At 36.1% G+C, this 24940-nt stretch carries 23 protein-coding genes; 6 read left to right on the plus strand and 17 right to left on the minus strand.

Annotated features, from left to right (window positions below; translation table 11 throughout):
• Positions 1-346 precede the first annotated feature (346 nt).
• The 11 genes from I2483_RS17545 to I2483_RS17595 all read right to left on the minus strand — a co-directional run bounded on the left by I2483_RS17545 (position 347) and on the right by I2483_RS17595 (position 8478).
• Complete coding sequence (locus I2483_RS17545) at positions 347-1039, minus strand: hypothetical protein (protein WP_207278409.1); 693 nt, start codon at positions 1037-1039, stop codon at positions 347-349.
• Between the two features lie 239 nt (positions 1040-1278).
• Positions 1279-1788 carry a YfiT family bacillithiol transferase gene (locus tag I2483_RS17550; protein WP_207278426.1) on the minus strand — a complete coding sequence of 170 codons (510 nt, stop codon included), beginning with the start codon at positions 1786-1788 and terminating at the stop codon, positions 1279-1281.
• Positions 1789-2131: 343 nt separating this feature from the next.
• A complete protein-coding gene (gene istB / locus I2483_RS17555; RefSeq protein ID WP_207278427.1) occupies positions 2132-2836 on the minus strand; it encodes an IS21-like element helper ATPase IstB in 705 nt (234 codons plus the stop codon).
• Between the two features lie 17 nt (positions 2837-2853).
• Positions 2854-4299: an IS21 family transposase gene (gene istA / locus I2483_RS17560; protein WP_346267748.1), complete on the minus strand. Its 1446-nt coding sequence runs from the start codon at positions 4297-4299 to the stop codon at positions 2854-2856.
• Positions 4300-4447: 148 nt separating this feature from the next.
• Positions 4448-5026: an HD domain-containing protein gene (locus tag I2483_RS17565; RefSeq protein ID WP_207278411.1), complete on the minus strand. Its 579-nt coding sequence runs from the start codon at positions 5024-5026 to the stop codon at positions 4448-4450.
• A 518-nt stretch (positions 5027-5544) separates the two neighbouring features.
• A complete protein-coding gene (locus I2483_RS17570; protein ID WP_207278412.1) occupies positions 5545-5958 on the minus strand; it encodes a DUF4275 family protein in 414 nt (137 codons plus the stop codon).
• Between the two features lie 315 nt (positions 5959-6273).
• Positions 6274-6504, minus strand: a complete 231-nt coding sequence (locus tag I2483_RS17575) for a hypothetical protein (protein ID WP_207278413.1) — start codon at positions 6502-6504, stop codon at positions 6274-6276.
• Between the two features lie 142 nt (positions 6505-6646).
• Positions 6647-7003: a DUF2200 domain-containing protein gene (locus tag I2483_RS17580; protein WP_207278414.1), complete on the minus strand. Its 357-nt coding sequence runs from the start codon at positions 7001-7003 to the stop codon at positions 6647-6649.
• Between the two features lie 116 nt (positions 7004-7119).
• Positions 7120-7518 (minus strand): VOC family protein, encoded by a 399-nt coding sequence (locus tag I2483_RS17585; RefSeq protein WP_207278415.1) that lies wholly within the window; start codon positions 7516-7518, stop codon positions 7120-7122.
• 70 nt (positions 7519-7588) lie between these two features.
• On the minus strand, positions 7589-8086 hold the full coding sequence (locus I2483_RS17590) for an SRPBCC family protein (RefSeq protein ID WP_207278416.1): 498 nt from the start codon (positions 8084-8086) through the stop codon (positions 7589-7591).
• A gap of 20 nt (positions 8087-8106) precedes the next feature.
• The gene (locus I2483_RS17595) at positions 8107-8478 is read right to left on the minus strand and encodes an ArsR/SmtB family transcription factor (protein ID WP_346267749.1); all 372 of its coding nucleotides are present in this window, start codon (positions 8476-8478) and stop codon (positions 8107-8109) included.
• Positions 8479-8754: 276 nt separating this feature from the next.
• Here I2483_RS17595 and I2483_RS17600 point away from each other — a divergent pair, with 276 nt between their 5' ends.
• Positions 8755-9732: a tRNA dihydrouridine synthase gene (locus I2483_RS17600; RefSeq protein WP_207278417.1), complete on the plus strand. Its 978-nt coding sequence runs from the start codon at positions 8755-8757 to the stop codon at positions 9730-9732.
• A gap of 240 nt (positions 9733-9972) precedes the next feature.
• Here the strand turns inward: I2483_RS17600 and I2483_RS17605 are convergent, their stop codons facing one another.
• The 6 genes from I2483_RS17605 to I2483_RS17630 all read right to left on the minus strand — a co-directional run bounded on the left by I2483_RS17605 (position 9973) and on the right by I2483_RS17630 (position 18751).
• Positions 9973-11124, minus strand: a complete 1152-nt coding sequence (locus I2483_RS17605; RefSeq protein WP_207278418.1) for a Ger(x)C family spore germination protein — start codon at positions 11122-11124, stop codon at positions 9973-9975.
• A gap of 265 nt (positions 11125-11389) precedes the next feature.
• Positions 11390-12541, minus strand: a complete 1152-nt coding sequence (locus I2483_RS17610; RefSeq protein ID WP_207278419.1) for a Ger(x)C family spore germination protein — start codon at positions 12539-12541, stop codon at positions 11390-11392.
• The gene (locus tag I2483_RS17615) at positions 12534-13991 is read right to left on the minus strand and encodes a spore germination protein (RefSeq protein ID WP_207278420.1); all 1458 of its coding nucleotides are present in this window, start codon (positions 13989-13991) and stop codon (positions 12534-12536) included. The genes I2483_RS17610 and I2483_RS17615 overlap by 8 nt, the downstream gene beginning before the upstream one ends.
• Before the next feature lie 33 nt (positions 13992-14024).
• Positions 14025-15113, minus strand: coding sequence for an endospore germination permease (locus I2483_RS17620; protein WP_207278421.1), 1089 nt, complete (start codon positions 15111-15113; stop codon positions 14025-14027).
• 370 nt (positions 15114-15483) lie between these two features.
• On the minus strand, positions 15484-17196 hold the full coding sequence (locus I2483_RS17625; protein ID WP_207278422.1) for a sensor histidine kinase: 1713 nt from the start codon (positions 17194-17196) through the stop codon (positions 15484-15486).
• 1 nt (position 17197) lies between these two features.
• Positions 17198-18751 (minus strand): response regulator transcription factor, encoded by a 1554-nt coding sequence (locus tag I2483_RS17630; protein WP_207278423.1) that lies wholly within the window; start codon positions 18749-18751, stop codon positions 17198-17200.
• A 562-nt stretch (positions 18752-19313) separates the two neighbouring features.
• Between I2483_RS17630 and I2483_RS17635 the strand changes: the two genes are divergently transcribed.
• From I2483_RS17635 to I2483_RS17655, 5 genes are all read left to right on the plus strand, one after another.
• The gene (locus tag I2483_RS17635) at positions 19314-20987 is read left to right on the plus strand and encodes an extracellular solute-binding protein (RefSeq protein WP_207278424.1); all 1674 of its coding nucleotides are present in this window, start codon (positions 19314-19316) and stop codon (positions 20985-20987) included.
• Between the two features lie 217 nt (positions 20988-21204).
• Positions 21205-22140 carry an ABC transporter permease gene (locus I2483_RS17640; RefSeq protein WP_481886356.1) on the plus strand — a complete coding sequence of 312 codons (936 nt, stop codon included), beginning with the start codon at positions 21205-21207 and terminating at the stop codon, positions 22138-22140.
• 15 nt (positions 22141-22155) lie between these two features.
• Positions 22156-23049, plus strand: a complete 894-nt coding sequence (locus tag I2483_RS17645) for a carbohydrate ABC transporter permease (RefSeq protein WP_186673572.1) — start codon at positions 22156-22158, stop codon at positions 23047-23049.
• Between the two features lie 230 nt (positions 23050-23279).
• Positions 23280-23897: a YesL family protein gene (locus I2483_RS17650; protein WP_186673574.1), complete on the plus strand. Its 618-nt coding sequence runs from the start codon at positions 23280-23282 to the stop codon at positions 23895-23897.
• 107 nt (positions 23898-24004) lie between these two features.
• Positions 24005-24940, plus strand: a 936-nt coding sequence (locus I2483_RS17655) for a catalase family peroxidase (protein WP_207278425.1), incomplete at its 3' end; no start/stop codon positions are given.

Here is a 24940-nt window from a genome sequence, read left to right on the forward strand (position 1 = left end):
CAGAAAACATGGTTTCCTCATTCCTATCTTCCGTTGTAAAGTTAAGATTTATGTTAAATCCCCTGTATTTTCATGCCGAAGGCATTTATCACAGAACTTGTCGCGCTGGCCCTTTTGTTCAATATTTGTGCTAATCCTTATTCATGTATTACGCCCGATTATTGAATACACTTATTCGGCACACCCAATCACTTAAGGGGTCAATAATAAAATATTTTCCTTAATGATCACTAATAATATTCGCACAGCTCAATCCTCTTTCCTGAAAAGGTCCTTTACTGTTACTACAAACAAGTACAGTGAAACGATAAGGAACAGAAGTGCAAATAATTTATGTCTAATTTTTTTAATCTCCACTAATAAACATTTTTATATCTTCATCCAAGATAGAAGTATCCCAAGGATGCCAAAAATAGGTATCCCCATCGAACTGCATATTATATTTGTAGGCAATTGGGTCTTCTGTATAAAAAATCATTTCGTAAAATATAGGATCTGCTTTTTCTGTGTTAGGCTGGAAACTGGGGTTTTCTTCACTATTTACTAATAGTTGAAGGAAGCTCTTGACTTCTTCGTTCTTTGTCAATTCAGAAATCATTTTATTACCTTCTGGTGGATTAGCTTGGTAAATCTCAATCAACTTAACTTTTTCAATAGGCATATCTTTAAAATGCCATTGGTATTCAATATCATCTCTTGAAAAGTACACACTATATCCATTTATAGAATCAGTATTCTTAACAGCTATTAAATGAGGATGATCTTTAATTTCAAAAATCCCAGTTCCCTTTTCATGGAAAGCAGCATCACCGTTTCTGATTTTATATCTATGATTGGTTACGTTGTCCGCCACCTTAAATTTAACCGTACCAATCTTTTCTCCTACATAGTGCTTGTCGGCCAAAACCCCAGAATGGATTCCATTGTATTCTTTTCCATCCAACACAATAAAATCTACCCACTCAATTATACTTTGACCATCAAAAGGCGTTGACCGGCAACCCGTTAATAATAGCAATATAAAAACAAAAGCAAACATACTCCGTCTCTTCATTGACATCCCCTTTTTTCCATTAGACGAATACTCTTGGCATTTCGTTCCATACCAATTTGTCTTTCTCATCGCACTAATTTCGGGTACTAGGTTATAACAACAACTCAGAATCTGATGAGAACCCAAGACCCTTCGCTTGTTGAATAAAACTAATGAAATTATTCCTAACTTCTAAAAAAAATCGGCTTACCGAAGTTCGATAAGCCAATTCCATACATACTGTATTATTTTGATAATGCGATTTTTATATGGGCTAAGTGGTGCTCTTCGTGCCAAGCTAATTTTGCAATTTTTGTTGCAACTGTTATTTTACCGTTTTGCTGGTGAGTAAAAACTCGATCTAATTGCGCTTCAGTTAAACTATGTCCTAAAGATACGATGCGTTCATTTATTCCTTCTAGCATTTTAATAGAACTTTCTATCGGAAGTTTTGTATCGGGTTGAATAGCCCACTTTTTTTCTTCAAAAGCTGGTACTGTTGGATTCTCATCTGTTAAAGCCAGCTTCAAACGTTGATACATGTTCAACTGAGAATCTGCAATGTGATGAACCAGTTGACGAACTGTCCAACTACCATCCCGATAGGTTCTGCTTAATTCCTCATCACTTAATAAGTCAACAGTTTCTCTTAATCGAATCGTGTAAGTTTCGATTTCCTTTAGCCATTCTTGACTATTTTCTACTGTACCTTTTTCAGGAACTTGTAATTCCCCAATTGGATATCTTACATTCATTTTCAATCCCCACTTCCCATTTCGTTAGTTCTATTACATATTCATTATCACATGAATTATTTAATAATTCTATTTATAATTTAAAATGAATATTAATTTTCCTTATGAAGTGTTAGTCAAGAAGATGAGCCGATTGTTGATGTTTAGCATTGTACGTTAGTTTGCTATAGAACTGGATGTTTTTATGTATCTCTTTTAACCTCCATGTTCTTCAATTATCCGTATTGTAATGCCCGTTAACTCGCTATGTTCAGTAAATCGCTCACTAAGTGTGTTTTGCAAGATAAAAGTGCAGAAGATTGCAAAGAAAAATACACAAGCCTGCCAGCCTTCAATTCAGTATTTATTTCTGACGTGATAAAGCGTTTGTTACTCTAAAGCTATCTCCTGTAAAATTCAAAATATGGGCATGATGTATCACTCGATCTACCAAAGCAGCAGTCAATCTAGAATCGCTAAAAACACGATTCCATTGGCTAAATTCTAAATTTGAAGTGATAATTAAACTTTTCTGTTCGTACCAATCAGAGATGAGCTGAAAGAGGAGCTCTGCTCCCTCCTTATTGAATGGAACGTAACCCATTTCATCCAATATAATTAAATCCACATTTTTAAAGCGGCTTCTAAACTGAGACAACTTGCCGTCTTGCCATGCTCTTTCCAGGGCTTCTCCCAAGTCCGAAACTCTATAAAAGCGAACCCCTAGACCTTGCTTACAGGCCTCGTATCCAATACCGGTCGCTAAATGAGACTTTCCAGTTCCAGGAGCACCGGTTAAAATTAAATTTTCATTACGGCCTATAAAATTTAGTGTACATAGCTCATGCGAGTCAATGTGAGCGGGAAAATGAATCTGTTCTTTCCATTGAAATGTGGAAAGTGACTTCTTTTGTAGAAATTTTGCCTGCTTTATTAATCGTTCGACTTTCGTTTCTTCTCGCAACTGAAGCTCTTTTTGAAATAAGTCTTCTAGAAATTGAGCTGGATTTTCATATGATATTCCAGAATAAATATCGTTGACATGAGCTAAACGTAAAGTTTTACACATAGTATTTAAATTTGTAGTCACCGAACCTCACCTTCAATCTCTGGTGCTTTCTGAAGCTGATCATACTTGTTCCAATCAATGTCATAAGGGTGTGCTTCGGGGTCTTTTAAAGCGTCTGTTTGTCCATTCAATAGATCATAAAATTCTTTATTGATTTCATTCATATCATGAGTGGCTAGTAGTGCTAGTACCCAATTTATACGTTCCTTACGAATCGAAAGATTCGAGATATTAAAGTATTCATATACGCGACCTGGAAGATAGGTTGAAAAACGAGAATAGGGTACTGAACGCGGCTTGCTTAACCACGCTTTTAAGATGGATTTCCACGGAATCTCACGATTCTTGTGCATATACGGACGATTATCTTCATACAAGATTTCTCCATGGGGAGATAGTACCTTGAATCGATTCCAATATTTCACGACAGATAAACCTGTATAATTGTAAGCTTTCGGAACATAGACTTTTACTTTGTCTAAAGTGATTTCTCCATATTTATTCGCTTTCACTTTTTCTTCTTTGAAAACAGGATACTCCTCTTCAGGTAACTCCAAAAGATATTGATGCTCTTCCTCCAATAGCTCTTGTAACGGTACTTGTTTTTTATAGTGTATGCGTTGACGATCCGTTGTAAGCTGTTGTTCAAGTAGCCGGGTTAGATGTTCCAAATCCTCTATGACGGGTGCTGGAGTTATGAAATTATATCGAACGTAGCCGACTTTATTTTCTACACTTCCTTTTTCATTGCCGGAATATGGATTACAGGCTTGGGGTTCAAATCCATAGTGATTCGCAAAGTGAAGAAATTCATCTGTGAATACAGCCTCCTCATTTCTGTTCCTTGGTTTAATGACGGCTGTTTTCATGTTATCAATACGGATTTTCTTAGGAATCCCTGCTAGTTGTTTGAATATCATTTTCATGCCATATAATAGACACTCTTGATTTTCCGCTGGTAATGGAATTACATATGCAGCGTTGCTAAAGGGAAGAGACATGACTAGGCAATGGACATCTTTATATTTTCCATCCTGGACAGCTTGCATCAACCCAAAATCTAATTGTGCCTCAGCGGGAGGGTGGATTAAGCGCTCGTAGTTTTTATCTTTAGTCTCATCTTCAATATCTTCTCTTCCTTCGCGCCATTCTTTAATAAAATACGAGACAGTCCGGTAGGACCCCTTAAACCCCATTTCTTGTAAGGCAGAAAAGATTCCTTTGTTATTCCTTCTTTCTTTTCTTTTTAGCTTCTGATCTTCCCAAAGCCAATCTCCAACAATTTCTCCCCATTTTTGTTCATACATCATTCCTGACTTTTTTCTTTCTATTTCTACAGGCAAATCATCTTCATCTGCATACTTTTTAGCAGTTCTCCAATTGATTCCAAGAGTTTTTGATATGTGATTAATAGATAATGATTTCTGATTCCTCATTAATTTGATACAATTAATTTCAGGCATTGCCAGCATTCCTTTCGACCTCCACTGATTTGATTCGACACCAATACAGTAGAGAAATTTTGGAAGGCTGGCAAGCCTTTTTTTATTGAAACTTGTGTTGCAACGTTATGTACTTTTCCCTTGCAATACTATGTACTTCTATTTTGCACTACACACTAAGCATATCCGTAAGAATATGTTCTAGGAAGTATTCTACACAGTTCATATCTTGAAACAGCAGTATTGTCCTCAATGCTTCTTCGTATATCTCTAAAAACAATGGCTCTGGATTATCCTTTTGAATCTCACCAAATGCTTCATAAAGCAAATCAATTTTATCAGCAACAGATAAAATGCGCCCCTCCAATGTCTCGTCCTTCCCTTCTTTAAATCGCTCCAAATAAATGGCTTGAAACTCAGTGGGAAGTTCCTTTTCCACAAACTTTCTTGTCATTTCTTCCTCTACTTCACTGAATAGTTGCTTCAACTCTTTCGAAGCATATTTTACAGGCGTCTTTATATCTCCTGTAAAAAGTTCCGCGTAATCATGGTTCAATGCCTTTTCATACAAGATTCTCCAATCCACTTTCCGCCCAGATTCCTCTTCGACTGTTCCAAGAAATTGAGCAATTTTTGTCACCTTAAATGAATGACTGGCGACGGAATGCTCCTGGTATTTGAACTTTCCTGGACAACGAATAATTTGTTCTAAATCAGATAAGCTTTTAAAATATTGATGTACACCCATCCTATTCATCACCTTTCCATATTTTTTGGGGGCTGTCGCATAGAAAACCTAGTCATACAGACGAGTCATATTTACGACTAGACTAACACGATTTATTATGCTTTTTTAACAGGGCTGTGTTCACTTTAAGCGTTGTCTCTCTTTACTTTCCCTTGTTCTCACTAAATTATGCGAAAAAGGGATTAATATCTTACAACCAAGAATTTAATCGGTCAATTTAGTCACACAGGACGTGCTTCGGTAATCCGTAGGGCTATTTCTTTAGTGTCATGTAATCGTGCACAGAAACAATTAGTTAACTTACTATAATTGTATAATAGCAGAATGAAAATCAGACATATTGGCGAATGTCTCCATTTTGTATGTGTATTCATTTGTATGAATTGTTTGTCTCTGCGTGCCCTAAAGTTAACAACGTTTAGGATTATAAATGATGAAAAAGCCTAACCCCTCTGTATCTTGAACGAGGAATTATGCTTATGATTTTCAACAATAGTGTCACTTTGTTGAAGTAAGTTTTAGGGTCTTTGAATAAAATAGGGTCCTATCCAGCCATTTTCATGCGTTATCATAAAGGTCCAGTTATTTTCCCAATCCATAACGTAAATGTCGCTGTGATCCATATCCCAATCATCGTATGGCAAGTCCTTCACCTTGAGATTGTTAGCATTTTGAACTAAGAATGCTTCATTCGTGAATTGATAAAAGATCGTGCATTGATTCTTTTTTTGCCTTTCGAAAGCATTTATGGCCGCTTCCTTTTCAAGACATATCACCTTTTCGTAACTACAGAGGTGCCATAAAAATGAATCCATATATATTTCCTTTTGTTCTTCATTTGTTAAATGACCAGCAAAGTTTTCTAGCCATTTCCCTCGTAAATAGCGTCCCCACTTAGGTATTTCCAAAACCTTTAATTCCTTACTTTGCATTCTTTTTAACCTCTTTCAACAAATATTAAGTGAGTATTATCAGCATGACCAACTTATATTTCCTCGTATTTCTTATTCGTAATCTAGCTTTATTGTGGCACATGTCTGTTCAGCTATCGCGAAGGATTATTGAATGCACTTATTCGGCACACGCATTCGGTTTAGGGTACAAAATTAAAATAGTTGCCTTAATGATCACTAATAATAGCTGCACTGCTTAACCTTCATTCGTGAAAAGGTCTCTTACAGTTACTACAAGCAAGCACAGTGAAACGATAAGGAAAAGAAGTGCCCATTTATCGCACAAATTGATACTTACTCTTTAGGCATAACGAATGTCGTAGAAACACCATTGTTTTCTTCGATTTTCATAAATATTTCATTTAAAACTTCTAATGCTCTTTCATTTGATTCATACTTCCCTAAATCTTTACTCCATTCATCTAAAGTCGAACCGCTAACAAAACCTTTTATTTTTTTCCCTTTTACAGTAACTTCTTTTACATTTATCAAACTTTGCTTATCTTGTGTAGAAATCCATAACATAGAAAAACTCATCTCCTTCGTTCATATCGCTCCAAATTATACCATGATTACATCAATTTAGTGTTACTTGCCTGTGCACCACACAATAAAAAAAACACCGTTCCATTAATATTTCACAAATGGAATCGGTGTTTCTTCGTTTTTAATTAGTATGCCGAAAAATCTTCTCCATCACTTTACCTTTTGCTAACTCATCGATCAGCTTATCCAAATAGCGAATTTCCTGCATAGTTGATTCTTCGAAGTCTTCCACTCGGACACCGCAGACCACGCCTTTGATCAAAGCCCGCGAAGGATTCAGTTGGGGAGCTTCCGCAAAGAAGGTCTCCATGTCTGTCTGTTTCTCCAGTTGCACTTCTACCTCTTCCTGGCTATATCCTGTCAACCAACGGATGACTTCATCGACTTCTATTTTCGTACGTCCTTTTTTCTCCGCCTTCGTAACATAACAGGGATAGACTCTTGCGACACTCATAGTATAAATCTGATGTTTGGCCATGATAGATTCTCCCTTGTTTATTCCGTTAATTTGCCCTGTAAAAGAAAAGGAGCGCTAATCTTTACACCAGATAAGCGCCCAATTGTGAAACTTCTTACACTCCATTTGCAACTAGATTACTCTGGCAAGTTCAACTGCCAGGATATACCAAACTGGTCATTCAGCCATCCGAATTTCTTGCTGAATCCATAGTTATTTATAGGCATGAGTGCTGTGCCATTTTCCATCATTTTAGCATAAAGGCTGTCAATTTCCTCTTCGGTATCACACGTAAGATAGATAGAAAAAGACGGTGTAAACGTAAACTCATGGTTAACATGGCTGTCGATACACATGAACTCCTGCCCCTTTAACGAGAATACAGCTTGTATAACTGTTCCTTCTTTACCCGGCCCTTCAGCCCCGAATCGAGAAATGCTTTTAATTTCTGAATCCTCGATGAGTGATGTGTAGTATGTCATAGCTTCTTCGGCAATACCGCCTTGAAACATTAAAAATGGTGTTACGTTTTTCATATTTATCTTTCCCTTCTTCACATGGTTTTTAGTTTTGTTTCGCTGTTTCAACTAATTAATCAAACGATTTTCAACCTGTATAGCTAACTTTCCCTGTCTCAACTAATTCCTTAAGTCCCATAAACATATAATTCCAGCCATGTTCAGTGCCATCATGCATTTCGCCAAGCGCTTTTTCGATATCAGACTCTGTCCAATTCTCTTCTTTAGAAACATGGATCACTTGTGTGAACGTCATCTCACAGCTTAGCTGGAGTTCTTTTAGCTCAACTGTAATCGTATCTTCTAACTCGCTGAATTGTGGCATCTTAAAAGTGAACACGATTTTTTTCGGAGGATCAATTTCAAGGTACTCCCCAATCGCACGGTAATCTTGTCCATCCCGATGGTCAACAATTTCCCATGTACCGCCTACTTGAGGATTATTTTGCGTCACTTTATTCGTTCCTTCCAATGTAAAAAACCATTTTCTCATCATTTCTGGGTTCAGCCATGCGTCGAAAACTCTTTCACGTTTTACATTAAATTCTCTTTTCATTATTAATGTTCTAGTTAAGATGTTGTTCATAAAATTCCCCTTCCGATGATTTAGTGCTCGTTCTTCTTAGCCTTCAATAACTCACTTTCTAGAAGATCAAAACGACTACTCCAAAACTTTTCATAAAAACGGAGCCATTCAGTAGCCTGAGACAATGACTCTGTATTTAAGCTACATAGATGCGTTCTTCCCGTTACACGCCTGACTACTAAATTTGCTCGTTCCAGAACCTTTATATGTTTTGATATAGCTGCTAAAGACATATCAAAAGGCTCTGCTAACTCTGATACTGTCCTTGCTTTTTGAGCCATCATATGAACGATTTCTCTTCTTGTTGGATCAGCTAAAGCATGAAATATTTCATTTAATTGATTTTCATTATAGTTAACCATATAGTTAAATATAACAGTTTCCTCTTTCACGTTCAACCGTTTAGTTAAATGATTTAACTATAAAACTGATTACAGTAATTAACTTCACTACGTCCCAGTTTTTTTAATTAGCATGTCCGGCACACTATAACGCCATTTGAAGTATCTTCCATATACTATACTGTGCGAAAAATGACTGCTCTTTTGGTTTCATATTTGTGAAGTGTATCAGTGCATCCAACTACAAAAAATGATAATATGTATGATGAGCAAAGCATTATGCAATAGATAACTATCGTTTTTATATGTTGCAATAGGAGGATAAAAATGAATAACGAAGATAACTTTTGGCTTGATTTACCGAAGCCGTTTTTTATATTAGCACCAATGGAAGATGTCACAGACGTTGTGTTTCGCCACGTCATTAGTGAAGCAGCAAAACCAGACGTATTTTTCACGGAGTTTACAAATACAGAAAGTTATTGTCACCCTGAAGGAAGAAACAGTGTACGTGGTCGGTTAACATTTACAGAAGATGAGCAACCGATTGTCGCTCATATTTGGGGCAATAAACCAGCATTTTTTGAACAGATGAGTATTGATATGAAAAAACTCGGGTTTCGTGGGATCGATTTAAACATGGGATGCCCAGTACAAAACGTCGCAGCCAATGGAAAAGGATCTGGCTTAATCCGACATCCTGAAGTTGCAGCAGAAATTATTCAAGCAGCAAAAGCAGGTGGCTTACCAGTTAGTGTTAAAACAAGATTGGGTTACTCAAATGTTGACGAGTGGCGCGATTGGTTAGGACATGTATTAAAACAAGACATTGCGAATCTTTCCATTCACCTTCGTACCAAAAAAGAGATGAGTAAAGTAGATGCACACTGGGAACTAATCCCTGAAATTAAAAAACTTCGAGATGAAATTGCTCCAAATACGTTATTAACAATTAACGGAGATATTCCTGACCGAGCAACAGGTTTAAAATTAGTAGAACAATACGGCATTGATGGCGTAATGATTGGCCGCGGCGTTTTCACGAATCCATTTGCTTTTGAAAAAGAACCTAGGGAACATAGTGTGACAGAGTTTCTCAATTTATTACATTTACAATTAGATCTTCACGACAAATATTCAAGTGAAATCGAACCGCGTTCATTTAAGCAACTTCACCGCTTTTTCAAAATCTATATTCGGGGATTTAGTGGCGCAGGCGAACTTAGAAACCAATTAATGAATACAAATTCAACGGATGAAGTCCGTCGTTTAGTAAATCAGGTTTTAGATAACGAATTAGATTGAGGGATCCCCACCTGCACATACTTATATAGACTTGTTTTAACAGCAAGTCTATTAAGCAATAACTACAGGTACGCCGTGCGTGGCACTAATCAAATAACTCATTACAATTGAATAATTACAGAATGCAAAGCAGACATATTAGCGAATGTCTGCTTTTTTTATGTCTATCCCGATGTGTGAATTGTTAGACTTTCCGCGACACGGGTACCCCTCACTAGTTGTGTTTCAATTGTACATCATTCACCTTCTTTTAATTGTTTGTTTTATTGATTTTCTATCCGAATCCAATTTTTCAATATGCACAGTAAGTTTTCGAATTGAATCCTCGGTCAATTCTACTTGCCCATCTATATGATATTTCTTCCACGCTTTCACATTTTTCCGATACAGTTGTTCTGATAAATGATAGATATCAATATCCTTTTTTATCGCTTCTTCATAAGTGACCATAATTTCTTTTTCTACTTCTTTTTTTATACCCTTGGCAAGGCTATCAAACGTCACCTTACCTTCGATGGTACTGACGGTCGCATCCAACCTTACATCAATGTCGAACTTCACTTCGCCTTTTTCGACAATCGGCTCCACTATCACGTTCACTTTTTCAATAGTCATCGTGACATAATGTCCCCCATCCGATTCAAATGTGACCTCCCCCTTTTTCGTTTTATTCGTCATCCACTGAATCCCCCGTGCTTTGTCCCCTGAAATGAATCCCTTAAAGCCTTTTGGCGTAACCACCCCTACACCTGATAAAACAGGGGCTTTAATGGACTCTGTCAACGATTCCCAATTTTCTTCGACGGTAATTAGAGGTATCATCACTTCGTGGCTTGGTTCATCCAACCCGATAATTAACTCACGAAAATTTAGTGGCTCAACAAAAGATTCCTGTTGAAAGGAGTTTTTGGGATCACTTAGCTTAGACGACGTAATAGCTTTATTAAGGACCGGTCTTACTAATAGAACGTCTTTCACAGGGTCTTTTGTAACATACGTCCAAATTCGATACCGTGTTTGCCTAAAACGGGTAAACATATCGACAACTGGACTAAGTTTCACATTTTTCAGCAATTCTTCCGACACAACCACGTAATTTAAATTCCCCCAGAGTATACTTTGATCAACTGAATGATACAATTCATGGATTGCTTCATCCAACGTCTTCCCTTTAGCATAGCCTATTTCGGACTGCGGTTGATCAGTAGGGGGCTGATCGGATTTTGCGATATTCGCAAAACTAATAATTTGGGCATATACCTCGTATTGTCCATCTTTATAGTCCGCACCGATTCCATTGATATAAAGCATCCTTTCAGGCTCATTCGCATCCCAACACCCCGTGAGTATTGTCGTTAGCAGCATCAGCAAAATAAGTTTTTTATGATTCATTTTTCTCCCTCTTTGCTCTGCGTCTTATCCATAGGATTTAACATATTGGGACGCTCTTTATATTGTTTCGCCCGTAGGCGTAGAAGAGTTTTTTGATTGTCTTCCAGTTTAAATCCGTTGCGATATTCATGTAGGAAACACCAACATTTCGGATACTTGATAAATAAAGAACCGTGAAGTAGATTGACGTTAGGTAACCAAAACTATTGGTTTTCTAAAGGTTCATTCTCCCCTTATTATCGCTTTACACTCTTTGGGCGGTAATTCACTTATTTTTAATTGTCTCTTTTATTGATTTTCTATCCGAATCCAACTTCTCAATATGCACAGTAAGTTTTCGAATTGAATCGTTGGTCAATTCTACTTTCCCATCTATATGATATTTCTTCCATGCTTTCACATTCTTCCGATAAAGTTGTTCTGATAAATGATAGATATCAATATCCTTTTTTAATGCTTCTTCATAGGTGACCATAATTTCTTTTTCTACTTCTTTTTTTATACCCTTGGTAAGGCTATCATACGTCACCTTGCCTTCAACGGTACTAACGGCCGCATTCAACCTTACATCAATGTCGAACTTTACTCCTTCTTTATTGACAATCGGATCCACTTTCACCTCCACCTTTTCAATAACCATCGTGACATCATGTCCCCCATCCGATTCAAATGTGACTTGTCCCCTTTTCGTTTTATTTGTCATCCACTGAATACCCCGTGCTTTGTCCCCTGAAATGAATCCCTTAAAGCCACTTGGCGTAACCACCCCTACACCCGATATAACCGGGGCTTTAATGGACTCTGTCATTGATTCCCAATTTTCTTCGACGGTAATTAAAGGTATCATCGCTTCGTGACTTGGTTCATCCATTCTGATAATTAACTCACGAAAGTTTAGTGGCTCAATAAAAGACTCCTGTTTAAAGGAGTTCTCGGGATCACCTAGCTTGGACAACGTAACGGCTTTATTGAGGACTGGTTTTACTAACAGAACGTCTTGCACAGGGCCTTTTGTAGTGTACACCCAAACTTTATACGGTGTTTCTCCGTAACGGATAAAACCATCGATGACTGGACTAAATTTAACGTTTTTCATCGCTTCATCCGATATAACCATATAAGAAAAATGTCCCCAAAACACCTTTTGGTCGATTGAACGATACAAATTAAAAATTGCTTCATCCTCAGTTTTTCCCTTAGCAAAACCAACTTCAGCCTGCGGTTGATTAGAAGTGGGCTGATCGGATTTTGCGATATTTGCAAAACTAATAATTTGGGCGTATACCTCGTATTGACCATCCTTAAAGTCTATACCGATTGCATTGATATACAGCATCCTTTCAGGTTCACTCATATCCCAACATCCCGTTAAAGTTGTTGTTAGCAGAATCAGCAAAATAAGTATTTTATTATTCATCTTTTTCCTCTTTACTTCGCGTCTTATCCGTAGGGTTCAACATATCGGGACGCTCTTTATATTGGTCAGCTGGCAGGCGTAGAAGTGATTTTTTGATTGTTTTCCAGCTTAAATCGGCTGCAATATTCACGTAAGGTACACCGAATACTCTGATACTTGATAAATAAAGAACCGTAAAGTAGATGGACATAAAGAATCCGAACAAGCCCATAAATGAGGTGGCGATAATGAAACAAATACGTAATATACTAACTGCCGTCACAAGTGATTGGTTGACCAATGTAAAAGTCGCAATCGTTGAAGTTGCAATAATTACAATCATAGCCGGACTTGTGATACCCGCCCGAATGGCGGCATCACCGAGAATTAACCCACCTACGACACCAATCGTTCCTCCCAGTGCAGACGGAAGACGTAATCCAGCTTCGCGAAATAACTCAAACAAAATTAGCATGAGTAACATTTCAAGTGAAGAGGGCAAAGGAAGCCCAGTATTCGCTTGTACAATTGTAGCTAATAATTGTAATGGCAACTGGTCTTGATGAAACGTTGTTAAGGCTAGCCAGAATGCCGGTAAAAGCAAACCAATGACCATACCCAAAAGACGCAATAACCGTTCAAACGAACTATAAATGACGGGGGTCTCATTATCTTCACTTGTTTTCAACAGTAAAAACAAATTCACTGGTGTAATGATCGCATACGCTACCCCATCAACGAGAATTAGAAACCTTCCACTTACAAGCGCTTGAATAGCGTTATCCGGTCTCCCCGTATAATCAGTTCTTGGGAAAAGCTTTGCACTTTTGTTTACTCTCTCCATTAGTAAGTCACCGCTGGAAACTATATCTACATCCACCTTTTCGAGTTGCTTTTTTATAGTATTCAAAGTCTTTTTGCTAGCAATATCATCAAAGTAAAGAAGAGCTACCGCTGTTTTTGATCGTTCACCTATCTCGAATTTTTCCACGCATAAAGAATTAGTAGGTATTCGCTTTCGAATTAAAGCGATATTAACGGAAATATCCTCAATGAAATTATCCCTTGGCCCTCTTATGGGCACTCCTATATTTGTCTCCTCGGGATTGCGATTGGGCTTTTTAGCAATATTACTTGAAAACAGTAGCCCTTCTTCCTCAAAATAGAGCAGCAAATTGCCGGTGTACACGAGTGCAATAACGTCCTTTAGTTCCTCCACTTTTTTCAAGCTTGGAATGTGTAATTGCGCTACTACCTCTTCGTCTATAGGTTCATCTTTCAAATTATCGATAAAAAGTTGAACACGATGAACAATGACTTCATTTAATAGCTGTCGGTCAATCATTGCATCACACGTAATGAATACAATTTTATGTTGATTAAATGTATACAGTTGAAATTGAACATCTGCGGACTTTTGAAATAGTTTTTTTAAGGAGTTTATATCTATTTCCTTTTCAGCTGACTGCATTTCTTTTCACCATTTTCTGTATAGATTTTACGCTTAGACCTTCTTAGATGTTTTTCCCGAAACGAAGGCAACTATACCTAAAAGTAGTGATAGTAAGAACATGAAAAGAAAGGTACCTACCAATAAATAATCTCCTTTAATTTTTAGAAATAGATGGTCATTCAGAAGAAATAGGGGCAATGTCATAAAGAAAAGGGCAGGACCAAGTATTCTCCAAATACTTTTTCTATCTCCGTTTATATTCAATAAATCTGCCGCTATGAATAACAAAAGGCCTACTCTTAAAAATGCACCCGAGAGCCATTGATAAATTGATAGAAAGTCAAAATGCTCAATAAATTCTCCAATCGACCCAAGTCCCCATTCTTCATAGGCGGGATATCTTTGTTTTGCAGCTTCAATTGGACCAAACTCCGTAATGGCTCCCATAGTGGGACCTATTGTTAACCCCATTAGTATGAATAGCATAATTGCAAAGTGGTACCATTTAAAGCGACTTTTAACTTTATGTTGAATGAAAAGGAATAACAGTATCTCGACAAACCCGGATGCCGGAAACACTGCCGATGTTAGAACTGGTTGAAGACCATGTTCAAAAAAGGGACGCAGTAATCTATAATCTTTTACTTGTAAATTTGTAAACGCAATAAAGAAACCAAGGAATGTTATCATAAAAAGAATGAGTACGTTAACCATTGCAATTGTTTGTAAGTTTGTTGAGACAAGTAGGATGCAAAGAATGGTGTAAACAATTAACAGTAGCACTATAGGTGTAGTCGGTAAGAATGTTGACGAAACCCATTGCAATGTCTCGGCCATTGTAAAGGCAGCAAGGATGAGTAAAAAGATGGCTATCACATAACGGACAATTGTAGAAGCGACTTTCCCAATTTTTAATTTCAACCAATCTGTAAGATGCTCTTGATTTGATTTCTTATGAATGTAAATTAACAGAAAGACCCATGGGAAAATAGTTACTGTAGCTATAAGAATAGATATCCAACCATCTCTGCCCGCCCCAGTTAACAGCGATGGAATAATGGTTACGTGATTTTTCAAACCAATCACTGTCATCGACAAGAAAATAACATGTAGAACACTTATAGACCCGGCTTTATTCACATGAAAACCCTCTAACTATTTAATATTGCTAAGCCTTGACAAAAATACGCGGGATTATTCGCAAGGTGTACTAGTCATGAAGAATTCAATGTAGGTATCCCAGCAGCCTCAAAGGAAGACGTAATAAGTGAAGTTCAAAACCACTACCTGTTTCCAATTTATCGGTCGTTAATCTACTAGAATTTCAGGTAGGCTGTGCGTGATACTAATCAAGAAAACCACTACAATAAAATAATAATAAATTGAAAAGCAGACAAATTAACGAATGTCTGCTTTTTTTGTATGTTTATTCAGGCGTGTGAGTTGCCTGTCTTGTGTGACGCAGGTACACCAAACTATTTACTGTGTATCCTACTAGCCTTTAAAATAATTAATCTAACCTCTTTGGAATGGTAAGAATTACAGTTGTTCCTTCCATTATAGAACTTTCATAAAATAAGCCATATTCCGGACCATATGTAAGTTGAACGCGAAGATGAACATTTTGTACTCCATACCCTTGCGTTTTGGAAGTTAATAGTGTATCCATTGTTTTTTTTTCTATTCCACAACCATTATCAGATACCTTGAAGATCAGATCGTCACCTGCTTGTTTTCCTATTATTGTTAAAACTCCTCTTCCGGGGGTTTCTTTGTGGTCAATTCCATGATTTATAGCATTTTCCACTAATGGTTGCAATAGGAGATTTATCATAGAATATTTCAAAATTTCTTCCTCAATCTGATAATGAACATCAAATGAATTTGTATGCATCATACGCTGAATTTGAATATAGGAAGTTGTGTTCTCCAATTCATCACTCACAGAAATATTATTTTTTCCTCTATTTAAAGTTGTACGGTAAAACGTTGAAAGAAGTTGAGCCATTTCACTAATATCTCCCTGATCAGCGATAATTGCCTTACTGTTAATAAGAGACAAGCTATTATAAAAAAAATGAGGATTAATTTGAGCTTGTAATGCCTTCATTTCATATTCTTGCTTAGCGATTTTGCTTTTATAGACTTCATTAATCATATCTTGTAGTTTATGAACCATATTTCCAAACTTTTGTATTAAACTACCTATTTCATCTGTGGCTGTGGTAGTTACAGTTACAGACAAATCGCCTCTTTCAATTTGCTCCATATTTTTTGCTAGCATTAATAGCGGACGAACTACTACTTCGGAAAGAAAATAGATTGATAAAAATAAAATTAAAATACATAAATAGACGACTATGGTAAATGTGAATCTAATCGGATGAGTAAAATCATAAACCGTGCCCAATGGTCGATAAATGTATGCTGTCCAATTATAAAAAGGTAGATACTCTTTTTTATAAATATACTTATCATCTAATGTTCCGTTGTTTAATTTTACTAGGAGTTGATCGTCAGTTAATGAGTAAGCCATATTATTTTCTGTAAATTGATTAAATACATAAACAGGCTGATTATTTTCATTAAGAAGGATTAGACCATAATTTTCTTCAAATATACTAGAGGCTGTTTCAAAAACCTTATCATAATTAATGTCCATATAAACAATGTTCGTATTATTATACTGACGATCAAATATTTGACTTACAAGAAGGAAAGTACTGTCAGTTGCGGATGCAATTAATTTTGGTGTGGCAGTTTCTAAAATACTTCCAAACCAACTATGTTGTTGAATATCTGCCAACGGACGAAGTGCACTATCATGAGGATGCATTATATTATCGCTATAAATTGTAATTCTTCTAATGTCACTATGTAAAAATTGTGATGTATCTATTAAAGGATCGAGTGTATCTCGGTAAAATAAATACATTTCATAATTATTTTTATATGTAGAAGTAACTCCTACCTTTATATCTTCATTCCATACAATATTATTAATAACATTCATATAAGAGTTCACTTTATAATCTAGATTTGAAAGAGCTTGATGAAGAGATTCATCCAAAACCTCACTTTCGCGTGTTATTAATAACTTTTGAATTTGATAATACCCAAATCCCCCCAAAGTAATGACGGGAAGTAGGCTTGCTAATAGGCAGATATATAGAATTTTAGTTCGAAACTTTAAATTTGAAAACCAAGATTTGAATTTTTTCATACTAAAACGTCTCTTTCTGTTTTCTCTCCATTTGGCGGTATTTCTCTGGACTAGACCCAAAATGCTCTCTAAAACTTCGTACAAAGTATGAAATATTATGATAGCCTACAGTAGTACATATATCATTAATTTTCATATTTGTAGTAAGGATGTGATATTTTGCGCTGTCCATCCTAATGTTTTTAATGTATTTATTTATTCCACAACCGGATTCTTGAATAAAAATCTCACTTAGATAACCAGGAGTCAAATACACTTGTTCAGCTAGTAGATTCAGACTTAAATCTTCCGCGTAGTGCTCATGTATGTATTGCTGGACAATGTTGATAACGTGCTTTGGCGTTTTTTCCTTGAACTCTAATTTATTTATAACCTCATTTTGTACTCCAATTAAAATTTCTTCAATTTCGTAAAAATGCAAACAAGAATAAATTTCTTCCACTTTCTTATTTATAAATTCCTTCTCATAGTGTGGAAGCTCTTGACAAAGCATCTGTAATAGTCTTGAAAATAAATAGCGTACATTAATATGGGATATTTCTTGTTTAGTTTGATATTTTTTAATTAAATTATCAATGTTTTTTCTTAAGTTATTACTATCTACAAACTGAAGTGCTGTTTGTATGGCTTGAAGGATGTGTTCATCCTGTTCAAGATAGTCATTATTTTCTTTTGAAACGGCATCAACTGGATAAATATAAATATCCGTATAAAAGAATCTTTCCTCCAAATACTGTTCTAATTCATCGTATACGATTGGAATCATAGTTGGAGATGAAATCTCTTTGCTGACAGATAGGTAACAGTTTACTCCATAAATTGAATAGACGTGTTTTTGGATTTTTGCTGCTATCGGCAAAGGTTTCAAATCCACCCTATTTCCTTTAAATATCAACAGAATTTGAAAAGAACTCAAATTAATAAATTCAAATGAAGCATAGGGAATAAACTCCTTTATTTGTCTATAAAAGAAGAATGAGTCCTCTTCTCTAGGTAATCTATCAAAAAATGGTTCTTCAAACTCCATTAATATCATCCATGTATAGTCATTTAAAAAAGTAAAATCAATTCTTGGGTATTCATTCGAAAGAATATCGATAGGCGTCTTGTTGATTAGACGGTAAAGAATATGTGTTTTAAGAAATTCGGTATTTGCTTCTCTTTGTTCTAATTCTTTCTCTTGGCTTTTTATGGTCTCTATAACTGATGTAATCGTATTATGAAATTCAGTAGGCTTGACTGGTTTTAATATATAATTTGTTGCTCTTAATGAAAGAGCTTTTTTAATAAACTCAAAATCATCATGACCACTAAAAAAGATAATTTGGAGATGAGGATACATCTCTCTAGCATTAGTTGCCAGTTCTATTCCACCTATAAAGGGCATTTTAACATCTGTAAATAAGATATCTACAGGATGCTTCATTAACTGTAGCATAGCCTCTTTTCCATTGGCGGCTTCCTCAATATCAAGCTCGACACTATACTTATTTAGAAGAAAACGAATGACATTACGTTCATCTTTTTCGTCATCTACTATCAAGATACGGTACATGGCTGTCTCCCCCTTAAATTTAATAAAGATTATATCACTGAGATATTTTTATTACAATTTGAGTAAAAAAAGTTCGCAATTGTAAAAACTTGTGTAAAAGAATATATAAAAAAAGGAAGTCTTTTTTTGGGTAGAATTAAGTCACCACAACCAATTCCAGAAAAAGGTCTCCCTGTGAACAGTTTACAACAGATATTGTACAAGCTCTAGTCCAAAATCAAGATAGTAACGAAGTTTATCTTTCGCATTTAGAAACAGCTGTAAATACGCTACACGATGCCGTATCGGTTTATATGGAGCACGCGTGATGCAAGCTGAAATGCTTAAAACAACAGAAGAAAAAAGTGAAGGTATATAAGATAAGAGTGGATTGTCATTTACTTAAAACAAATTAATACTTCTAAATGTTCCGCAAAATGGTACATGAAAACGGTTTATTTAATATTTATGAAAAACCATAAGTCAATTACACTAAGAGTGTGTTAGAAACAAAGAGTTACTGCTTTCATTGTTTCAATAGGGCTATCAACAACATTAAAATAAAATTAGTAGGGGGAGAACCATGGAATACAAATCATTAGTTAAACGTTTTTCAATGCTATCGATGACGGCTTTATTGACATTATCATTAGCAGCATGTGTCGAAAAGTCAGATTCATCTAAACCTGTATCAGAGAATGGAGAAAAAGTTATCACAATGGGTCGCGTAACGTCTGCCAACCCAAAATTACCTCAAGGTGATAGTTACGAGGATAACGCGTATACACGTATTGTTAACGAAAAGTTAAATGTGAAGATTGTAGATCAATTTGAAGCTGAAGGCGATGATTATAGTAGACAGGTCGCTCTTGCCATTGCTTCAGGAGAATTACCTGATATGATGCGAGTGGATTCAAAGGATGAATTAAAAGAAATGGTCGAAAACGATTTAATCGAAGATTTGACTACCTACTATGATAAAAATGCAAGCGATTACATTAAAGATATATATGAATCTTATGATGGCAGAAGTTTGGCTGATGCTACATTCGATGGTCAGTTAATGGCGATCCCGGCAACAATTGGAGATGGAGCGCCAAATATGATTTGGATACGAAAAGATTGGTTGAATAAGCTTGGAATTGAACTTGATACTGATGGAAATAAAGCAATTACGTTAGACGAATTGGAAAAAACCGCAAAAGCTTTCTTGGATAACGACCCTGGTGAATCCGGAAATCCTGTAGGGATACCATTTGCTAGTTGGTTAAATGCCGGGGATTATGGTGGTTCTGCATTTGCAATGACCGCTATTGCAGAAGCTTTTGATGCCCACCCCAGATTTTGGTTAGAAGGAAATAATGGAGATATTATTTATGGTTCAACATCAACTAACACGAAGCAAGCACTAGGAGTTATGGCAGATTGGTTCGAAAAGGGAATTATTGATCCACAGTTTGGCACAAGAACTTGGGATGATATCATGGCACTTCTTACTAATGGGCAAACAGGGATTACTACTGGTCCATGGCATCTCCCAGACTGGGGACTATCTACAGTAAGAGCAAAGAATAAGGATGCAGAATTTGTCGCTTATGCATTGGAAGATGAAAACGGCAAAGTAAATGTCACACATAATAATCCAACTGGTCAATTTATCGTTGTAAAAAAAGGATTTGAACATCCAGAAATAGCAATTGAAATCTTAAATCTATTCTATGATGAAATACCAAATTCAAAGGATTTAAAAACTGAATACCCAGAAATTGAAAAATACGGCAAACTTGGAGTTGATGGTTCAACGAGACCATTTAATATCGAAGTATATAATTCGGAAAATTTATTAGAAGAATTCGCTTACATTCAGCAAGCAATCGATGGTGAAATAGCAATCGATGACATACCTTCTGCAGGTGTGAAAATTGATGCTCAAAGTGTTAAGGATTATTTAGATGATCCTGAAAGTGCTGAAACTTCAACTTGGTCAAAGTATCACTCTCGTATGCATGGACTCGGGATGATGAAGAAACTGTCAGAAGAAGATAAATTCGTATGGACAACGCCTGCCTATTTTGGAACAACGAAAGCAATGGGGAAAAAAGGGGCTAATCTTGCGAAATTAGAAGAAGAAGGTTTCATTAAAATTGTAACAGGTACAGAGCCCCTATCTTATTTCGATAAATTTGCTAAGAATTGGAAAAGTCAAGGTGGAGATGAAATTATTGCAGAAATAAAAGCAGAACTAGCTGGAAATTAGGTATGGATCATAATGAGGGCTGCCTGCAGCTCTTATTATGATTTGCAATGGAAGCAATTGAAAATGTAATACTATCACATCTAACTTAATTGAAGAGAAAGGCTTAGCTCAGATTCTATCCTCTCTATTTGAGTGGGTTATGTACTAAAGAATAATTGAAAAGGTTAGCAGATAGAGCTCTTACTACTAGTATACGAGGAGGGTCTTTATGAAATCATTGCAACAGGGAAACGCAAAAAACATTTATCAAGAGAAAAAATCTAAAAATTTGATAAATATAGGCCTACCTTATCATATTATGTTACTTCCTGGAATGATATTTCTAGTCATTTTCACATATATTCCGATGGCGGGAATCTTTATGGCATTTCAAGACTATGTTCCTGCAAAAGGTCTACTGGGTTCACCATTCGTAGGGCTGGAGAATTTCACTTATATGTTCTCGCTTCCTGATATAAGTAAAATTTTTAGAAACACAATTGTAATTGCGCTTGGTAAAATAATTTTAGGGACATTATTGGCAATTGTATTCTCAATCATACTAAACGAAATCCGACTTAAGTTTTTGAAAAATTCAATTCAAACAATCGTGTATCTTCCCCATTTTCTATCATGGGTTGTATTAGCATCAGTGGTACTGAATATGTTTAATCTTGATGGATCTGTGAACCAGATTTTAACTTTTTTCGGATTCGAGAAGCTGAATTTTCTAGGCAGTAACAAGCTTTTCCAACCGTTGTTGATCGGAACGGATGTGTGGAAAGAGTTTGGATTTAATTCAATTGTGTATCTTGCAGCAATTACAGCGGTTGACCCAGGGCTTCATGAAGCCTCTAGCATTGACGGAGCTAACTGGTGGAAGAGAATTTGGCATATAACACTTCCTGGAATGCTACCGATAATACTTCTTTTGGCCATTCTAAGTCTACCCAATATATTGAACGCTGGTTTTGACCAAGTATACACCCTATATACGCCAATGGTTTATGAGACTGGAGATATATTAGATACTTATGTTTATCGAATTGGACTAATTGGCCGTGAATACAGCTTTGGGACCGCGGTTGGTTTATTTAAATCAATTATAGGCATGGTTTTAATACTATCAGCAAACAATGCAGCAAAAAGATATACAGATCGCAAATTATTTTAAGGTGGTGGGTAAATCATGGTGCAGAATAATAGCTTTTCTGGGCGATTAGGGAAATTTTCCATATATACTCTTGTACTATTTTCAGGACTCGTTTGCCTGCTTCCTCTTTGTAATATTGTTGCTATTTCATTTAGTAGCAGTGACGCAGTAGCTGCGAATGCTGTAGGATTAGTACCCATTAATTTTACTACGGATGCTTATAGCATGATTGTGGAAGATAAACAATTCTGGCGTTCGTTTGGAATTTCGGTACAACGGGTGATCCTTTCACTTATTGTTAACATGATCATAATTGTCTTAATGGCCTATCCACTTTCTAAATCTAAGAGACAATTTAAAGGTAGAAATATATATATGAATCTTATAATTTTTGCAATGTTGTTTAATGGCGGAATGATACCTACTTATTTGGTCGTGAAAAATCTAGGTCTCTTAAATACAATTTGGTCTTTGGTTTTACCAGGGGCTGTGCAGGTTTTTAGTATTATTTTGATTATGAATTTCTTTATTGGTGTACCGAAATCTTTGGAAGAAGCTGCACTCATGGATGGTGCCAATCCCTTTCAAGTGTTAATGAAGGTTTATATTCCCATTTCATTGCCAGCACTTGCGACAGTTGCATTATTTAGCATCGTTGGAAACTGGAACGACTTTTTCTCAGGATTAATTTATATGACAAAAGTCAGCAACTATCCTTTAATGACATATATTCAGTCCTTAACCATTAACATTCAAGAATTGCTAAAAGCAGGAGCTAACGCCAGTGTTTTAGAAAATGTGGCGGCAGTATCAAATAGAAATCTAAATGCAGCAAAGATTGTGATTTCCACAATTCCTCTATTGCTTATATATCCAATGTTACAAAAGTATTTTATTACTGGTATTGTAGTAGGTTCTGTTAAAGAATAGTAGACTAAGATTTATATTAATGCCGCATCAACTGCGATCCATTAATTAAAGGGTATTCATGAGCGACGTTAGTTTCATTTCAATATGAATTCATGCCTACTTGAGTCAGAAAGCTTTCGTATAGGTATTGCGGAAATAATGAAATGGATTCGCAACATGAGTATTAGAAAAACAAACCATTTTAATCGCTTTTCTAAAGCTAGTGTAAATCTTACTTATTGAGGTGCTATATGAAAAATTTATTTGAAATGGAAGGGCCAATTTTTAGATTTTCATCTAGAATCGGTCAGCTGATGGTATTAAACGGTATTTTTATATTATTTAGCCTTCCAATTATTACGATTGGCGCATCAAGTACTGCTTTATACTCAGTAACTTTAAAAATGGTTAGAAATGAAGACGAAGGTGTATATAATGGATTCATACAAGCATTTAAGAAAAATCTAAAACAAAGTACACTTATTTGGATTGTCTTATTGGCAGCAGGATTCATCTTATTACTGGATTATAACTACTTACAGTCATATAAAGGAAAATTAATTTCATTAGTTATAGTGAGTCTACTGTTATTCACGTGCGTGTATCTACTATTACTAATATTAACTTTTCCTTATGCTGCTAGATTTGATAACACAGTAAGAAAAACGGCAGTTAATGTTTTGAAAATCGCAATTGTAAATCCTTTTCAAACTATTCCTGTGCTAATTTATTCTATCGTTCCAATTTTGCTCATGTTACTATCTCCACAGTTTTTTATTTTAGTACTCTATATAAGCATATTTTTTGGTTTTTCTTTAATTGCTTATATGAATTCATTTATCCTTCGAAGAATATATGAAAAATATTAATTTCATGCGCCTCAAAATTACAGAAGTAACAACTATTTACGTGTATTCTGCTTAAATAAACCATAAACGGGTAATCTAATTCGTACATGAATAGGAGTGATTTACCCATGTCCGATGTTCAAAAAAACTGTCCCCTTACATCCGTTGAGGCCATTGATACTATTGAAGAGGTAGCGGGGTTATATCCTGCCTATCGGCGGGCACATGCAAAAGGAATTGGATTTGATGCAACATTCTCTCCAAATGGCTGTGCCGCCCCTTACACAACTGCAATCCATCTACTACAGCAAAAAACTTCCGCAATCGTTCGTTTCTCACATAGCACACCAAATCCCAACCCTATTGAACAATTAGTACCTGTAAAAGGCATGGCCGTTCAATTTCAATTACCTGAAGGGAAAGTCACCAATCTTACAATGGCCACCATTCCGGTTTTTATTACGAAAACACCTGAGGATTTCATACAACTGCTGCAAGCCGTTAAGGGTGATAAACTTTCATTCACCGAGAAACTCTCCACACTAAAAAATAATCCCAATTTCCATGCAGCGGCGAAAATCTTAAAAAACAGTATACCACCGAAAAGCTTTGCAACAGGACACTACTACAGCATTCACGCTTATTATTTGAGCAATGAAAACAAACAACGCCAAGCCGTTAAATTTGAATGGGAGCCTGTAGATAACGGCAAGGACACTTCCCGTTTCACGTCTCTATCTAACAATGGAAATCCCATGGAGGATGAGCTAGTGAATCGCTTGAAGAATGGCCCAATTCGATTCAATTTAATGATCCAACTGGCACAACCAGGAGATTCTATTAATGACTGTACACAGGAATGGCCAGACAATCGTGAAAAACTTTGTATTGGTACACTTTCCATACTTGAAAGACGACCTGATAATGCCGAACTTCATGTATTCGACCCAACTGTCGTGCCTGATGGTCTTCAATGTTCGGATGATCCTGTGCTTCGCTTTCGCGGGGCAGCCTACGCGGAATCAGCAAAACGAAGACATCATTTTGTAGATTTAATGGATGAG

Origin of the sequence: Sporosarcina sp. E16_3 (genome assembly GCF_017347125.1) — a bacterium.
In the GTDB taxonomy this organism is placed as follows: domain Bacteria; phylum Bacillota; class Bacilli; order Bacillales_A; family Planococcaceae; genus Sporosarcina.

Bases quoted from the DNA above. Each gene is read 5' to 3' on its own strand.
- I2483_RS17645 (WP_186673572.1), top strand. From the start codon at position 22,156: ATGGTGCAGAATAATAGCTTTTCTGGGCGATTAGGGAAATTTTCCATA.
- I2483_RS17565 (WP_207278411.1), bottom strand. From the start codon at position 5,026: ATGGGTGTACATCAATATTTTAAAAGCTTATCTGATTTAGAACAAATT.
- I2483_RS17625 (WP_207278422.1), bottom strand. From the start codon at position 17,196: ATGAAAAAATTCAAATCTTGGTTTTCAAATTTAAAGTTTCGAACTAAA.
- I2483_RS17550 (WP_207278426.1), bottom strand. From the start codon at position 1,788: ATGAATGTAAGATATCCAATTGGGGAATTACAAGTTCCTGAAAAAGGT.
- I2483_RS17605 (WP_207278418.1), bottom strand. From the start codon at position 11,124: ATGAATCATAAAAAACTTATTTTGCTGATGCTGCTAACGACAATACTC.
- I2483_RS17650 (WP_186673574.1), top strand. From the start codon at position 23,280: ATGAAAAATTTATTTGAAATGGAAGGGCCAATTTTTAGATTTTCATCT.
- I2483_RS17615 (WP_207278420.1), bottom strand. From the start codon at position 13,991: ATGCAGTCAGCTGAAAAGGAAATAGATATAAACTCCTTAAAAAAACTA.
- I2483_RS17575 (WP_207278413.1), bottom strand. From the start codon at position 6,504: ATGTTATGGATTTCTACACAAGATAAGCAAAGTTTGATAAATGTAAAA.
- I2483_RS17570 (WP_207278412.1), bottom strand. From the start codon at position 5,958: ATGCAAAGTAAGGAATTAAAGGTTTTGGAAATACCTAAGTGGGGACGC.
- I2483_RS17635 (WP_207278424.1), top strand. From the start codon at position 19,314: ATGGAATACAAATCATTAGTTAAACGTTTTTCAATGCTATCGATGACG.
- I2483_RS17585 (WP_207278415.1), bottom strand. From the start codon at position 7,518: ATGAAAAACGTAACACCATTTTTAATGTTTCAAGGCGGTATTGCCGAA.
- istA (WP_346267748.1), bottom strand. From the start codon at position 4,299: ATGCCTGAAATTAATTGTATCAAATTAATGAGGAATCAGAAATCATTA.
- I2483_RS17545 (WP_207278409.1), bottom strand. From the start codon at position 1,039: ATGTTTGCTTTTGTTTTTATATTGCTATTATTAACGGGTTGCCGGTCA.
- I2483_RS17610 (WP_207278419.1), bottom strand. From the start codon at position 12,541: ATGAATAATAAAATACTTATTTTGCTGATTCTGCTAACAACAACTTTA.
- I2483_RS17630 (WP_207278423.1), bottom strand. From the start codon at position 18,751: ATGTACCGTATCTTGATAGTAGATGACGAAAAAGATGAACGTAATGTC.
- I2483_RS17590 (WP_207278416.1), bottom strand. From the start codon at position 8,086: ATGAACAACATCTTAACTAGAACATTAATAATGAAAAGAGAATTTAAT.
- I2483_RS17580 (WP_207278414.1), bottom strand. From the start codon at position 7,003: ATGGCCAAACATCAGATTTATACTATGAGTGTCGCAAGAGTCTATCCC.
- I2483_RS17600 (WP_207278417.1), top strand. From the start codon at position 8,755: ATGAATAACGAAGATAACTTTTGGCTTGATTTACCGAAGCCGTTTTTT.
- istB (WP_207278427.1), bottom strand. From the start codon at position 2,836: ATGTGTAAAACTTTACGTTTAGCTCATGTCAACGATATTTATTCTGGA.